Here is a 13286-nt window from a genome sequence, read left to right as displayed (position 1 = left end):
GCCCTCAGTGCGCCGACACCCACCCCGGGCCGGCGCGGGTCGAAAGTGACGGGATATGCGACTGGTTGCGGCCGCCCTCGCCGCCGTGATCGCCCTTGCCTGCGCAGCCTGCTCCCCCGGCCAGCGTGTCGACCTCGGCCAGGACGCCGGCAACCTGATCGCCGCGATAGCGGGCGAGCCCGACCAGTTGGATCCGCACAAGACCAGCGCGTACTTCTCGTTCGAGGTGTTGGAGAACGTTTTCGACACGCTGGTCGAACCCGACGCCGATCTCGTGATGCGCCCGGCGTTGGCAAGCTCGTGGGAGACCTCGCCGGATCAGTTGGTGTGGACGTTTCATCTGCGACCCGGGGTGACCTTCCACGATGGCAGCCCGCTGACCGCCGGCGACGTCGTCTACTCCTACCGCCGGATCATCGACGAAAAGCTGACCAACTCCGACAAGTTCAGCGCCGTCGCCGACGTCAGTCCCGTCGATGACCAGACGGTGCGGATCACCTTGACGCGCCCGACGCCCAATCTGCTGACGAATCTCGGCGGGTTCAAGGGCATGGCGATCGTGCAGCGCCGCAACGTCGAGGACGGGCAGATCGCCACCAACCCGATCGGCACCGGCCCGTTCGCGTTCGCCGGCCAGAAGAGCGGGGACTCGATCACACTGCGTGCCAACGACCGGTACTGGGGCGGTGCCCCGCAGATCCCCGGGGTGACGTTCCGGTTCATCAGTGAGTCCTCCACAGCCCTGTCGGCGTTGCAGGCCGGGGAGATCGACTGGACGGATGCAGTTCCCGCGCAGCGGGTCACCCAACTGCGCAATGACGATTCGCTGAGTCTGGCCGAAACACCCAGCAACGACTATTGGTATCTCGCACTGAACCTGGCCCGTGCGCCGTGGAACGACGTCCGGGTCCGTCAGGCCGTCTCCTTTGCGCTGGACCGGCCGTCGATCGTGCAGGCCACCAGTTACGGTACGGCGCAGGCGAATCAGCTCGCCATTCCGGAAGGAAACCCATGGTTCGTGCCGTATGACCGGTACAGCCGCGACCTCGATAAGGCCCGGGATCTGCTGCAGCAGGCCGAATCGGCACCCAGCACGCTGGACCTACTGGTCACCAGCGAGTACCCGCAGACGGTCACCGCTGCTCAGGTGATCGCCGACAACCTTGCGCCACTGGGTATCACCACGTCCATCCGCACCGTCGACTTCGCCACCTGGCTCGACGAACAGAACAGCGGGAACTTCGACATGCTGATGATGGGATGGCTGGGCAACATCGACCCGGACGACTTCTACTACGCCCAGCATCACACCGACGGCACCAGCAATGCGCAGAAGTTCTCCGATCCGCGGGTGGACCGACTGCTCGACGCCGGACGCACCGAAACCGACCAGCAGGCACGAAAGGACGACTACGCGCAGGCCGCCACGCTGATCGCCGACGAGGTCAGCTACATCTACCTGTACAACCCGGCGGTCATCCAGGCCTGGTCGCCGGAGTTGACCGGTTACGAGGCCCGCCGCGACAAGGCCATCCGCTTCCGGGACGCCGCACTGAACTCCGGTGGTGAGAGCCCGTGACGGTGCTGATCTTCCTGGCTCGGCGAATCGCCTATTCGCTGGTGGTCCTCGTCGGCGTCCTCGTCGTGGTGTTCGCGCTGGTGCATCTGGTGCCCGGTGACCCGGTGCGGATCGCGCTCGGAACCCGTTATACCCCGGAGGCTTACGAAGCGCTGCGCCAGGCCAGCGGGTTGGATCAGCCGCTGGTGAGCCAATTCGTGAACTATCTGGACCACGCCGCCACCGGGAACCTCGGCGTCAGCTTCCGCAACGGAGACCCGGTGACCGAGGTACTGCTGGAACGATTACCGGCGACGGTGTCGCTGGCCGCGGTAGGGATCGTGCTCGCCTTGGCGATCGCGCTGCCCGCCGGCATCTACGCCGCACTGCGCGAAGGCCGGGCCGCCGATGCGCTCGTCCGCATCACCAGCCAGTTCGGCTTCTCGGTACCGGACTTCTGGCTCGGCATCCTGCTGGTCTCGCTGTTCTCCACCGTGCTGGGTTGGTTACCGACCTCCGGTTACCGACCGTTGTTCGAGGATCCCGGCGGCTGGCTGCGGCATGTGATCCTGCCAGGGCTGACGGTGGGGCTCGTGGCGGCGGCGATCATGACGCGGTACGTGCGGTCGGCGGTCCTGGAGGTGACCGGCATGGGTTACGTGCGCACCGCCCGCTCGAAAGGCCTTGCGCCCCGGGTGGTCACGCTCCGGCACACCGTGCGCAATGCGCTGGTGCCGATCCTGACGATCGCGGGCATCCAGTTGGCGACCATCCTGAGCGGGGTCATCGTCGTCGAGGTGGTGTTCGCGTGGCCGGGTCTGGGCCGGCTGGTGTTCAACTCGGTGGCTGCCCGCGACTATCCGGTGATCCAGGGAGCGGTGCTGCTGATGGCGGTGCTGTTCCTGGTGGTCAATCTGCTGGTCGACGTCCTGTACGCGATCGTCGACCCGAGGATCCGGCTGTCATGACCGAACCGAGAACCGACGACGCGCAGCGGGTCCGGGCCTGGCGGTTGCTGGCCGGCAACCCGGTCACCGTCATCAGCGCCGTCATCCTGGTCGCCGTCGTGGTGATCGCGCTGACCGCATCGTGGATCGCGCCCTACGGCGTCAACGATGTGGATGTGCCGCAGGCACTGCGACCGCCGAGCGGCGCGCACTGGCTGGGCACCGACGAGCTCGGCCGCGACGTGCTGTCCCGGGTGCTGGTCGCCGTGCAGGCCTCCATGAAGGTGGCCGTGGTCAGCGTGGCCTTCGCCGCGGTCGTCGGGATCACGTTGGGGGTGCTGGCCGGGTACCGGGGCGGCTGGCTGGACACGGTCGTCATGCGGCTCGTCGACGTGATGTTCGCCTTCCCTGTGCTGCTGCTGGCGCTGGCCATCGTCGCCGTTCTCGGCCCCGGCCTCACGACGACAATTCTGGCGATCGGTGTCGTCTACACCCCGATCTTCGCGCGGGTGGCCCGCGCCAGCACGCTGTCGGTCCGGGTGGAGCCCTACGTGGCGGTGTCGCGGACGATGGGCACCGGTTCGGGATACATCCTGGCCCGGCACATCCTGCCCAACATCACCGGTCCGTTGATCGTGCAGACGTCGTTGTCGCTGGCGTTCGCCATCCTGTCCGAGGCGGCGCTGTCCTTTCTGGGGCTGGGTTTGCAGCCCCCGCAGCCGTCACTGGGCCGGATGATCTTCGACTCGCAGGGTTTCGTGACGCTGGCCTGGTGGATGGCGGTGTTCCCCGGGATTGCGATCTTCGTCATCGTGCTGGCGTTCAATCTGCTCGGCGACGGCTTGCGCGATGTGCTGGATCCCAAGCAGCGCAGCATGATCGAGGCCCGGAGGAAACGTTCGTGACGAACCCGGTGCTGGCCGTCGACGATCTGACCGTCCATATCGGGCGGCGCCGGATCGTGGGCGGGGTGTCGTTGACGGTCGAACCGGAACAGACGCTGGGCATCGTCGGCGAGTCCGGATCGGGAAAATCGATGACGGTACTGGCCGCCACCGGCCTGCTGGACGCCCCGGGCGCCGTGGCCGACGGTTCCAGCATCCTGGCCGGTGAGCAGCAGCTGATCGGGGCCTCGGCCCGAGAATTGCGGCGGGTGCACGGTGGCCGGATCGGGTTCGTCTTCCAGGATCCGGGGACGTCGCTGAACCCGTTGCTGACCATCGAAAGGCAGATCACCGAATCCCTGGAGACGCACCGGAATCAGACCCGTCGCCAGGCCCGGGTGCGCGCGTTGGAACTGCTGGAGGCGGTGGGGTTGCCCGAACCGCAGAACCGGATGAACAGTTATCCGCATCAGCTGTCCGGCGGCCAGCGTCAGCGGGTGATGATCGCCATCGCCCTGGCCTGCGATCCGGAGTTGTTGGTCGCCGATGAGCCCACCACCGCGCTGGACGTCACCACCCAGGCGCAGATCATCGAGTTGGTGCAGAACCTGCAGAAGGACTTCGGCACCGCGGTGGTGTGGATCAGTCACGACCTCGGCGTCATCGGCGAGGTGGCCGACACCGTCACGGTGCTGAGGGACGGCGCGGTGGTGGAACAGGCGGAAGTCGATGCCATCTTCACCGCACCCCGAGAGGGGTATACCCGTGAATTGCTCACTGCGCGGCCGGTATTGGATGGTGAGGGCCCCCCACCCGCGCCACCGGACGCCGAGCCGCTGCTGGAGGTGGTGGGGCTCGATGTCCGTTTCCCGGTGCGCACGCCGACGGGCCGGTCGGTGATACACGCGGTCAAGGATCTGTCGTTCTCGATTCGGCGAGGCGCCACGCTGGGGTTGGTCGGCGAATCGGGTTCGGGCAAATCGACGGTCGCGGCCGCCCTCACCGGTCTGGCGGTGCCCGATTCGGGTACCGCGACGCTGGACGGCACCGATGTGTTGACGGTGCGCGGTGCCGAGCAGAAGGCCGTCCGGCGGCGCATCAGCCTGGTGATGCAAGATCCTTTCGCCTCGTTGAATCCGCGTGCCCCGGTCGGGGTTTCCGTCGCTGAGCCGCTGATCGTGCACCGCTTGGTCCGCGCAAGGCCGGAGCGGGACGCCCGGGTCGGCGAGCTCCTCGACTCGGTGGGACTGTCGGCGTCCTTCGCGGGCCGCTACCCGCATGAGCTGTCCGGCGGGCAACGTCAGCGGGTCAGCATCGCGCGGGCGCTCGCCGTGCAGCCGGAGCTTCTGATCCTCGACGAGGCCACCGCGTCGGTGGATGTGTCGGTGCAGGCCAAGGTGCTGGACCTGCTGCTGGAGTTGCAACGCGAACTCGGGCTGACCTACCTGTTCATCGGCCACGATCTGGCGGTGATCGAACGCCTGAGCCACGATGTGCTGGTGTTGCGCGGCGGCGAGATGGTCGAATACCGGCCCGCCGCTGAACTTTTCGCCGCACCTGAGCACGAGTACACCCGCGCGTTGCTGGCGGCGGTACCACCGGACCGGTCCACGACGCGGTCATGACGGGTACGGATTCCGTCCCGGCCGAGTACTGGAATCACAACACGGCCTACCACCCGTGGGTGCTGAACCTGGCCCGGCGGCGGCGCGGTGATGTGCTGGACGTCGGGTGCGGTGACGGACTGCTCGCGCAGCGGTTGGTTCCCGTGTCCCGCTCGGTCACCGCGATCGACCCCGATCCGGCGGCGGTGGCCCGGGCCCGGCAGCGCCTCGACGGGCAGCCCTCGGTCTGGGTACAGGAAACCACGTACGACGCATTCGATCCGGGACCGCACCGGTTCGATCTGATCACCTTCGTCGCCACCCTGCATCACATGGAGTTGCGGCCGACGCTGACACGTGCGGCCGGCATGTTGGCCCCGGGCGGCACGCTCGCCGTGGTCGGCCTCAGCGCGAACAAGACTGTGCGCGACTGGTTCTGGTCGCTGATGTGTGTGCCGCTGGTACGCATCGCCGCACTGTGGCATCACGAGGTTCCCGATATCGGCGTGGTCGTCGCCGACCCGCGCGAAGGTCTCGATGACATTCGGCACGTGGCCGGCGACGTCCTGCCGGGAGCCACCCTCAGGCGTGCTCTCTACTACCGCTATCTACTGTCCTGCACGCTTGGGTGACTGGTCCCAGTCCTCGGTCCGGATGGCCGCGGTGGCGTCCGGCATGACGCTGCCGGTGCCCGGGGTGGACAACGACCAGCCCCCGACTCCCTCGCAGACCAGGTCGGTCGGCATGGTCACCGTCGTCGGCACCGGTACCGGCAGACCGCTCACGGCAGGCATATTGAGCTGCGGTGTGGGCAGGAATCCTGTCACACCGGTTCCGCTGGGCACCCCGAGGGAGGGCTGCGGAAGCATCTCGGCGAGGATGCCCGTCACACCGGCCAACGGCGCCATCACCATTCCGGGGATGCCTGTTGCCGCACCGGCCGCCGGGGCGATGACGCCCGGGATGCCGGCGAAGGCCGTGCCGCCTCCGGCGGTCGCGGCCGGGGCCGCAACTCCGACAGCTGCTGCGGGGGCTGCGGGGACAGCGGCCTGGACCGCGGCCACCGCTGGTGCGGTCACCGCCTGAACGGCCCCGAGTCCACCCGTGCTGGCCATCAGCGGTCCGACGACCGCGGCGTCGACACCGCCGGCCCCGGCGCCACCGGTGCTCGCCATGCCCGTGGCGCTCGCTGCGCCTGCGCCACCAGCGCCACCACCGGCCGCCCCGGCACCACCACCGGCTGCACCGCCGCCGCCGGCACCCGCACCACCTGCGGCTCCGCCGCCGGCACCCGCACCGCCACCGGCCGCGCCGGCACCGCCACCGCCACCACCTGCGCCACCAGCGCCACCACCGGCCGCCCCGGCACCGCCACCTGCACCTCCGGCGCCAGCTCCGCCGCCGGCTCCCGCGCCACCGCCACCTGCTCCACCGGCACCAGCGCCACCACCAGCCGCGCCGCCACCACCGGCCGCGCCGCCGCCTGCACCAGCGCCACCGGCCCCTGCTGCCGGGATTGCCACTGCGGCAGCGTCTTCGAGTGCTCCCGCAGCGGGTCCGCCCACTCCGGCCGCATCCGCCAACGGCAGTCCGCCGCCTGCGCCCGCGGCATCGGCAAGCGGAAGCCCGCCACCGGCACCCGAGCCCTGAGCGACGACCCCTTCGGCAGCCGCGAGACCCCCGGGCGCCGCACCGGCAGCGGCGTCGAGCACGGCTGCCTCCGGTCCACCCGCGTTCACTCCGGTGTTGGCCAGCATGGGTCCGATCGCCCCGGCATCGAGCAACGGAGCACCGACTGCCTCCGGTTCCACGACGGGAGCCGCACCGCCGAGCGGGGCACCACCGGCTGCCGGGGCACCGCCACCGACCGGAGCACCACCGCCCACGGGCGCACCGCCACCCACCGGAGCGCCACCGCCCACAGGCGCACCACCGGCCGCACCGCCACCTGCGGGTGCACCACCCGCGGCGCCTCCGCCCACGGGAGCTCCGCCGCCGGCTGCGCCACCGGCCGGCGCACCGCCGCCGATTGCACCGCCTTCACCACCGGCGCCACCTGCTCCGGCACCACCTGCACCACCTGCTCCGGCACCGCCTGCAGCACCACCGCCGGCAGCACCTGCTCCGCCCGCGCCGCCTCCGCCGGCAGCGCCACCGCCGCCGACTGCACCTGCAGCGGCTTCGCCACCGCCGACCGCCGCGGCCGGGGCCGCGGCCTGGACCACGGCCGCCCCGGGCGCGGCGGCTGCCGCACCCGCATCGGCGACGGCGGCCGCGGGCGCCCCGCCGACGACCGCGCCGGGCGCACCGCCCACCACAGCACCGGGCGCACCTCCCACCACGGCACCGGGTACGCCGGCCGCGCCGGGCACGCTGATCCCGGGGATGCTCACGTCGGGCATATCGATGTCTATGGGCACCGAAAGCTCGGCCGGCGGAGCAGCCACCTGAACCGGCGGTGCATGAATCTCGACCGGAGGCGCGGCCACTTCCACCGGGGGTGCAGCGACCTCAACCGGAGGCAACGCCACCTCCACGGGAGGAGCGGCCACCTCGACCGGAGGCAACGCCACCTCCACCGGAGGTGCGGCCACCTCTACCGGAGGTGCAGCCACCTCTACCGGAGGCAACGCCACCTCCACCGGAGGAGCGGCCACGGCAAGTTCCACCGGCGCCCCTGCGGCCCCGCCGCCTTCGATGACGCCGCCGACCGGGGCTGCACCGCCACCGACCGCACCACCACCGGCTCCACCGGTCGCACCGCCACCCGCGCCGCCTGCACCAGCACCGCCGCCCGCACCACCAGCGCCGCCGCCCGCACCACCGGCTCCACCAGCTCCACCGGCTCCACCAGCTCCACCGCCCGCGCCACCGGCTCCACCGCCAGCGCCTCCACCGGCACCTCCACCGGCAGCGCCTCCGCCGCCTCCGGCACCACCTCCGGCGCCTCCACCATCCCCGCCACCGACCGCGGCGACCGGGGCGCCAGCCTGACCGCCACCGATAGCGGGTGCGGCGGCCGCAGCGGGAGCTGCACCGGCACCGTCGACCACCGCGGCCGCCGGAACAGCGGCCTCAGCCGCCGGCGGAACGACCGCGGCGGCGTCCACGAGCGGACCGGCGGGCGGACCGGCCGCCCCGACATGCGCTGCTGCAGAATCGATTACGCCACCGCCGGGAGCGCCGGCACCCTCACCGCCGCCGGGGGCTCCCCCGCCGACTCCTTCGCCACCGCCGGGCGCGCCGCCACCGCCCACATGCGCGGCAGCATCGGCGATCGGAGCACCGGCGCCGGCACCGCCGGGAGCCGCTGCCGCCAAGTCGTCGATGACGCCGGCCGCCGGACCGCCGGTGCTCGCCACGCCCGCGGCGCTCGCCGCGCCCGCACCACCGGCACCACCACCAGCCGCGCCAGCACCGCCCGCACCACCGCCAGCAGCACCCGCACCACCACCAGCAGCACCCGCACCACCACCAGCAGCACCCGCACCACCTGCACCTCCGGCGCCACCACCAGCAGCTCCGGCACCACCCGCACCACCCGCACCACCACCAGCAGCACCGGCTCCACCTGCACCTCCGGCACCACCACCAGCAGCACCGGCTCCACCGGCACCACCACCAGCAGCACCGCCGCCCGCACCGCCGCCGCCAACCGCACCGGCCGCCGGGATAGCGCCGGCCGCGGTGGCCGGCGGGACGACGACGGGCGCCGCGCCGGCGCCGGTGAACGGCGCCGCAATGCCCTGAAGAGACTCGCCGATATCAGGCGGGGAGGCTGCCAGCTGCTGCACCATGCCCACACAGGGCACCCCGCCCGCGCTCGTTTGCAACGCCGGTTGCGCCTCAGCCACAGCACTCAACAACAGCGGCGGCGTGCACAGTGCCGCCGCCGCAAAGATGCTGACAGCCAGACGATTTGACTTACTCACCATGTCATCCCCAAGCGCTTTCATATTTGACGTTGCAGTCAGGGAGAAAGGTAAATGACATGAATGCAACTAACCCGCGCGACAAATTCGACGGTTATCGTTCCGATGCAAAGGAGATCCGGGGCTGTGACAGAACGCGGAGAAACCCCCAGGACAGCGGCTGACCATGAGTTCTCCGAGGGTTCGGACACCGCGTGTCGGACCTCCGCATCCAGACGCAAACCCCGCTCCGTAGCCTGAGGCCATGTCTGAGCTTGTTCTCGTCGACGTCGTCGACCGCGTCGCCACCGTCACCGTCAACGACCCGGACCGGCGCAACGCGGTCACCGCCGAGATCTCGGCCGGCCTCCGCGCCGCCATCGAGGCCGCCGAATCCGATACCGGCATCCACGCCGTCATCGTCACCGGCGCGGGTAAGGCCTTCTGTGCCGGCGCGGATCTGACCGCACTCGGGGAAGCCGCCGAGGACGGACTGCGCACCATCTACGACGGATTTCTGGCCGTGGCGAACTGCACGCTGCCCACCATCGCCGCGGTCAACGGTGCCGCGGTCGGCGCCGGCCTGAACCTCGCCCTGGCCGCCGACGTCCGGATCGCCGGACCCGCGGCACTGTTCGATCCGCGCTTCCAGAAGCTGGGGATCCATCCTGGAGGCGGCGCCACCTGGATGCTGCAACGCGGGGTCGGCCCCCAGGTGGCACGGGCCGCGCTGCTGTTCGGTAAACGCTTCGACGGCGACGAGGCAGTGCGCTACGGCCTGGCTCTGGAGGTGGCCGACGACCCCGTCGCCGCGGCCCGGCAGTTGGCCGCCGGCCCCGCATCCGCACCGCGGGACGTGGTGATCGCGACCAAGGCGTCGATGCGGGCCACCGCCAACCCCGGTTTCCTCGACAGCGAGCAGCACGCCATCGCCGTCGACGTGGAGATCACGCCCCAGGCACAGTCCATCCAGTCACCGGAGTTCCAGAGCCGACTCGCCGCGGCGAAGAAACGCTAAGCGTCCAGCAGCGCGAGTTCGGGCGTCTCGATCAACTCCTGCAGTTCCCGCAGGAACGCGGCCACCTGCGCGCCATCGGCGATGCGATGGTCGAAAGCACAGGTCAGCGACATCGTCGGCCGGGCTACCACCGCATCGTCGACCACCACCGCGCGCGGTTTCAGCGACCCCATCCCGAGGATCGCGGCCTCCGGATAGTTGATCACCGGCACCCCCTCGTCCAGGCCGAGTGCGCCGAAGTTCGACACCGTGAACGTCGATCCGGACAGCTCCGTCGGGCGCAGTGTGCCGTTGCGCGCGCCCTCGATCAACCGGGTCACCTCGACGGCCAACTCCCGGGTGGGGCGGGTCTGCGCATCGGTCACCACCGGCACCAGCAGCCCCCGCTTGGTGGCCACCCCGATGCCGAGATGGATGGACGGGTGCCGGTGCAGACGCGGGCCGTCCGGGGTGTCCACCCAGGTCGAGTTCATCAGCGGGTGATGCCTGAGCGCCAGGGTCAGCAACCGCAACGTCAGCGCGAACGGGGTCACCTCGAACCGCGCCGCCAGCTTCAGCAGCACCGTACCGTCGACCACGACGGTGGCATGCGCATCCGGAATTTTGCTGCGCGACAACGTCATCCGCTTGGCCATCTCGACCTGCACGCCGTTGGGCGCCACCAGGTCCGGCATGTCGAACGCCGACGACTCGGCAGGCGCCGCAGAGGCCGCCAGCACGTCGTCGCGGGTGACGACACCGTTGCGGCCGGTGGGAGCGACCGCGTTCAGGTCTACCCCGGTTTCGCGGGCGAGTTTGCGGGTGGACGGTTTGGCCCGGGCGCGCCGAGACCCGTCCAACCGGTCGTCGGCGCCGTAACCGACCAGCACGGCACCGGATGCTCCCCCTTCGGCAGGCTCGCCCTCGTCAACCGGCTCGTCCACGGCGCGGGGCGCGACACCCTCCCCGACGATGCGGACCAGCACCGCACCGACCGGCAGTGTCTGGTCCACGTCGCCGCCGAGCTCGAAGATCCGGCCGGCGTACGGGCTGGGGATCTCCACCTCGGCCTTGTTGGTCTCCAATGTGCACAGCACCTGGTTCAGCTCGACGACATCGCCCACAGCCACCGACCATCCGGTGATGGTGGCCTCCTCCAATCCCTCACCGAGATCCGGGACGCGGAAGTCGAGCAGCTGCGAATCGGTCATTGCGCCAACGCTTTCTCGACGGAGTCCAGTAGTCGGTCCACTCCCGGCAGCCAGAGCTTCTCCAGTCGGGCCGGCGGATACGGGGTGTCGAAACCGGTGGCACGCAGCACCGGTGCCTCCAGGTCGTAGAAGAGCTCCTCGGAGATCCGGGCCGCCAGTTCGGCGCCGAACCCGAGTGTCCGCGCACCCTCGTGCATCACCACACACCGTCCGGTGCGCTGCACGGACGCCGCGACGGTTTCGAAGTCCAGCGGGTTCAGTGACCGCAGGTCGATGACTTCCAGGTCCCAGCCGTGCTGTTCGGCGGCCAGCTCCGCCGCGCTCAGCGCGGTGTCGACCAGCCCACCGTAGGTGATCACACTGCAATCGGATCCGTTGCGCGCCACTGATGCCCGCCCGAACGGCAGCGGCGCGGTCTCGGTGTCGACGGCGTCGCGCGTCCAGTAGCGACGTTTGGGTTCCAGATAGACGACCGGGTCACGACAGGTGATGGACTGCCGCAGCAGCCAGTACGCGTCCCACGGGCTGGACGGCGTCACGACCTTCAGCCCCGCGGTGTGCAGCCAGTAGCTCTCGGTGGACTCCGAGTGGTGCTCGATCGCCCCGATGCCACCGAAGGACGGGATCCGCACCGTCACCGGCATGTCGATGTCACCGTGGGTGCGCATCCGGTACTTGGCCAGCTGACTGACCATCTGGTCGAAGGCGGGCGCCGCGAACCCGTCGAATTGGATCTCGGGCACCGGGACGAATCCCCGTATCGCCATGCCGATCGAAATGCCGATGATGGCCGATTCGGCCAGCGGGGTGTCGAAACACCGCTGCGGACCGAAGGTTTCGGCCAGACCGTCGGTCACCCGGAACACACCGCCGAGTGCGGCGACGTCCTCGCCGAACACCAGCACCCGGTCGTCGTCTGCCATCGCGTCGTGCAGGGCCCGGGTGATGGCCTGGGCCATCGTCAGCCGGGTGGGGCGCGGTTCGGTTGCGTCGTCACCGCTCTTCGCGGACCGCTCGATGATCTGCGTCATGGCCTCAGTCCTTCCCCAGCTCGACGAGCAATTGGTCACGCTGGCGGGCCAACTCGGGGGTGATCTCGGCATAGACGGAGTCGAAGACGTCGGCGATGTCCATATCCGGTGCGCCGACCACGGCGTCGCGTAGCTCGGCGCGCAACCGGGTGGCGCGGCCGGCGACCCGTTCGGCCAGTCGTTCGGTCAGCACCCCCACCGAATCCAGGTACGTGGTGTACCGGTCGATCGGGTCCCGTGCGGCCCACTGCTCGACATCCTGGGCCGTCCGGTAGCGAGTGGGGTCGTCGGAGGTGGTGTGCGGTGCCATCCGGTAGGTCATCGCCTCGATGTAGGTAGGCCCGCCGCCCTCGCGGGCCCGCTGCACCGCGCGTTCCATCACCGTGAAGCAGGCCAGCACGTCGTTGCCGTCGACCCGGACCGCGGGCATGCCGTACCCCGCGGCACGGTGCGCCAGTGACTCGGCCGCGTACTGGTGGGCGGCCGGTACCGAGATCGCCCACTGGTTGTTCTGCACCACGAATACGCACGGTGCGCGGAACACCGCGGCCACATTCAGTGCCTCGTGCGCGTCTCCCTCGGAGGAGGCGCCGTCGCCCATATAGGCCACCGTCACCGAGTCCTCGTCCAGACGTTGGGCGGCCATGGCGGCACCGACGGCGTGCAGGCCGTTTGCCCCGATCTGGATGCAGAACGGGGCACAGCACTTCTCGGTGAATGACAGCCCGCCGTGCCAGGTGCCGCGCCACACCGCACTCATCTGCGCGGGCGTGATGCCGCGGGTCAGGAACGCGCCGAGCTCGCGATACGCCGGGAACAGCCAGTCGGTCTTGCGCAGGCAGGCGGCGGTACCGACCTGGGCGGCTTCCTGACCACGGCAGGACGCGTAGAGCGCGAGCTCGCCCTGCCGTTGCAGATTGACGAACTCGGTGTCGAGTTCACGGGTGAGCACCATCTGCTCATAGAGCCAGCTCAGTGTTTCCGGCGGCAGATCACGACGGTAACGGCTGTCATCGCTCGGCGTCCCGTCCGGCTGGACGAGCTGCACCACATCGCCTACCGACCCACCGTCCATACCGCCTCCTTCAGATGGCGACATGTTAGGCCGCCCGTCCACAGGTTGCTGGGTACTGCGGCAATCGG

General features: G+C 70.0%; 14 protein-coding genes. 6 read left to right on the top strand and 8 right to left on the bottom strand.

What is annotated here, in order from left to right; translation table 11 throughout:
- Nucleotides 1-55: 55 nt before the first annotated feature.
- From V4U86_RS08420 to V4U86_RS08400, 5 genes are read left to right on the top strand one after another with little or no spacing between them, the layout of a single operon-like run.
- Nucleotides 56-1579, top strand: a complete 1524-nt coding sequence (locus tag V4U86_RS08420; RefSeq protein WP_395310800.1) for an ABC transporter substrate-binding protein — start codon at nucleotides 56-58, stop codon at nucleotides 1577-1579.
- The gene (locus V4U86_RS08415; protein WP_395310799.1) at nucleotides 1576-2526 is read left to right on the top strand and encodes an ABC transporter permease; all 951 of its coding nucleotides are present in this window, start codon (nucleotides 1576-1578) and stop codon (nucleotides 2524-2526) included. The genes V4U86_RS08420 and V4U86_RS08415 overlap by 4 nt, the downstream gene beginning before the upstream one ends.
- Nucleotides 2523-3410 (top strand): ABC transporter permease, encoded by an 888-nt coding sequence (locus tag V4U86_RS08410; protein ID WP_395310798.1) that lies wholly within the window; start codon nucleotides 2523-2525, stop codon nucleotides 3408-3410. Before V4U86_RS08415 ends, V4U86_RS08410 begins: the two co-directional genes overlap by 4 nt.
- Complete coding sequence (locus V4U86_RS08405) at nucleotides 3407-5014, top strand: dipeptide ABC transporter ATP-binding protein (RefSeq protein WP_395310797.1); 1608 nt, start codon at nucleotides 3407-3409, stop codon at nucleotides 5012-5014. The genes V4U86_RS08410 and V4U86_RS08405 overlap by 4 nt, the downstream gene beginning before the upstream one ends.
- Nucleotides 5011-5625 carry a class I SAM-dependent methyltransferase gene (locus V4U86_RS08400; protein WP_395310796.1) on the top strand — a complete coding sequence of 205 codons (615 nt, stop codon included), beginning with the start codon at nucleotides 5011-5013 and terminating at the stop codon, nucleotides 5623-5625. Before V4U86_RS08405 ends, V4U86_RS08400 begins: the two co-directional genes overlap by 4 nt.
- On the opposite strand, the gene V4U86_RS08395 is transcribed toward V4U86_RS08400, so the two are convergent.
- The 5 genes from V4U86_RS08395 to V4U86_RS08375 form a co-directional block, all read right to left on the bottom strand.
- Nucleotides 5602-6168, bottom strand: coding sequence for a hypothetical protein (locus tag V4U86_RS08395; protein WP_395310795.1), 567 nt, complete (start codon nucleotides 6166-6168; stop codon nucleotides 5602-5604). The two genes, V4U86_RS08400 and V4U86_RS08395, sit on opposite strands and share 24 nt — an antisense overlap.
- The gene (locus tag V4U86_RS08390) at nucleotides 6108-6722 is read right to left on the bottom strand and encodes a hypothetical protein (protein ID WP_395310794.1); all 615 of its coding nucleotides are present in this window, start codon (nucleotides 6720-6722) and stop codon (nucleotides 6108-6110) included. The genes V4U86_RS08395 and V4U86_RS08390 overlap by 61 nt, the downstream gene beginning before the upstream one ends.
- Before the next feature lie 6 nt (nucleotides 6723-6728).
- On the bottom strand, nucleotides 6729-7181 hold the full coding sequence (locus V4U86_RS08385; RefSeq protein ID WP_395310793.1) for a hypothetical protein: 453 nt from the start codon (nucleotides 7179-7181) through the stop codon (nucleotides 6729-6731).
- Between the two features lie 429 nt (nucleotides 7182-7610).
- Entirely contained in the window at nucleotides 7611-8036 is a 426-nt protein-coding gene (locus tag V4U86_RS08380; RefSeq protein ID WP_395310792.1) for a hypothetical protein, read from the bottom strand.
- Between the two features lie 120 nt (nucleotides 8037-8156).
- Nucleotides 8157-8654, bottom strand: coding sequence for a hypothetical protein (locus tag V4U86_RS08375; protein WP_395310791.1), 498 nt, complete (start codon nucleotides 8652-8654; stop codon nucleotides 8157-8159).
- Between the two features lie 515 nt (nucleotides 8655-9169).
- On the opposite strand from V4U86_RS08375, the gene V4U86_RS08370 reads away from it, so the two are divergent.
- Nucleotides 9170-9922: an enoyl-CoA hydratase gene (locus tag V4U86_RS08370; RefSeq protein WP_395310790.1), complete on the top strand. Its 753-nt coding sequence runs from the start codon at nucleotides 9170-9172 to the stop codon at nucleotides 9920-9922.
- On the opposite strand, the gene V4U86_RS08365 is transcribed toward V4U86_RS08370, so the two are convergent.
- Genes V4U86_RS08365 through pdhA form a run of 3 tightly spaced genes read right to left on the bottom strand, consistent with a single transcriptional unit; the run spans nucleotide 9919 to nucleotide 13218 of the window.
- On the bottom strand, nucleotides 9919-11112 hold the full coding sequence (locus tag V4U86_RS08365) for a dihydrolipoamide acetyltransferase family protein (RefSeq protein WP_395310789.1): 1194 nt from the start codon (nucleotides 11110-11112) through the stop codon (nucleotides 9919-9921). The genes V4U86_RS08370 and V4U86_RS08365 overlap by 4 nt on opposite strands.
- Nucleotides 11109-12143, bottom strand: coding sequence for an alpha-ketoacid dehydrogenase subunit beta (locus V4U86_RS08360; RefSeq protein ID WP_395310788.1), 1035 nt, complete (start codon nucleotides 12141-12143; stop codon nucleotides 11109-11111). Before V4U86_RS08360 ends, V4U86_RS08365 begins: the two co-directional genes overlap by 4 nt.
- Before the next feature lie 4 nt (nucleotides 12144-12147).
- A complete protein-coding gene (pdhA, locus tag V4U86_RS08355) occupies nucleotides 12148-13218 on the bottom strand; it encodes a pyruvate dehydrogenase (acetyl-transferring) E1 component subunit alpha (RefSeq protein WP_395310787.1) in 1071 nt (356 codons plus the stop codon).
- Nucleotides 13219-13286 lie beyond the last annotated feature (68 nt).

It is taken from the genome of Mycobacterium sp. AMU20-3851 (assembly GCF_043974665.1).
Lineage (GTDB): Bacteria > Actinomycetota > Actinomycetes > Mycobacteriales > Mycobacteriaceae > Mycobacterium.
Note: the sequence above shows the minus strand (reverse complement) of the source record. Positions and strands in the feature narration are given on the sequence as shown.

Excerpts from the sequence above, each read along its gene's own strand:
- V4U86_RS08420 (WP_395310800.1), top strand. The coding sequence starts at position 56 with ATGCGACTGGTTGCGGCCGCCCTCGCCGCCGTGATCGCCCTTGCCTGC.
- V4U86_RS08410 (WP_395310798.1), top strand. The coding sequence starts at position 2,523 with ATGACCGAACCGAGAACCGACGACGCGCAGCGGGTCCGGGCCTGGCGG.
- V4U86_RS08400 (WP_395310796.1), top strand. The coding sequence starts at position 5,011 with ATGACGGGTACGGATTCCGTCCCGGCCGAGTACTGGAATCACAACACG.
- V4U86_RS08395 (WP_395310795.1), bottom strand. The coding sequence starts at position 6,168 with ATGGCGAGCACCGGTGGCGCCGGGGCCGGCGGTGTCGACGCCGCGGTC.
- V4U86_RS08370 (WP_395310790.1), top strand. The coding sequence starts at position 9,170 with ATGTCTGAGCTTGTTCTCGTCGACGTCGTCGACCGCGTCGCCACCGTC.
- V4U86_RS08365 (WP_395310789.1), bottom strand. The coding sequence starts at position 11,112 with ATGACCGATTCGCAGCTGCTCGACTTCCGCGTCCCGGATCTCGGTGAG.
- V4U86_RS08360 (WP_395310788.1), bottom strand. The coding sequence starts at position 12,143 with ATGACGCAGATCATCGAGCGGTCCGCGAAGAGCGGTGACGACGCAACC.
- pdhA (WP_395310787.1), bottom strand. The coding sequence starts at position 13,218 with ATGGACGGTGGGTCGGTAGGCGATGTGGTGCAGCTCGTCCAGCCGGAC.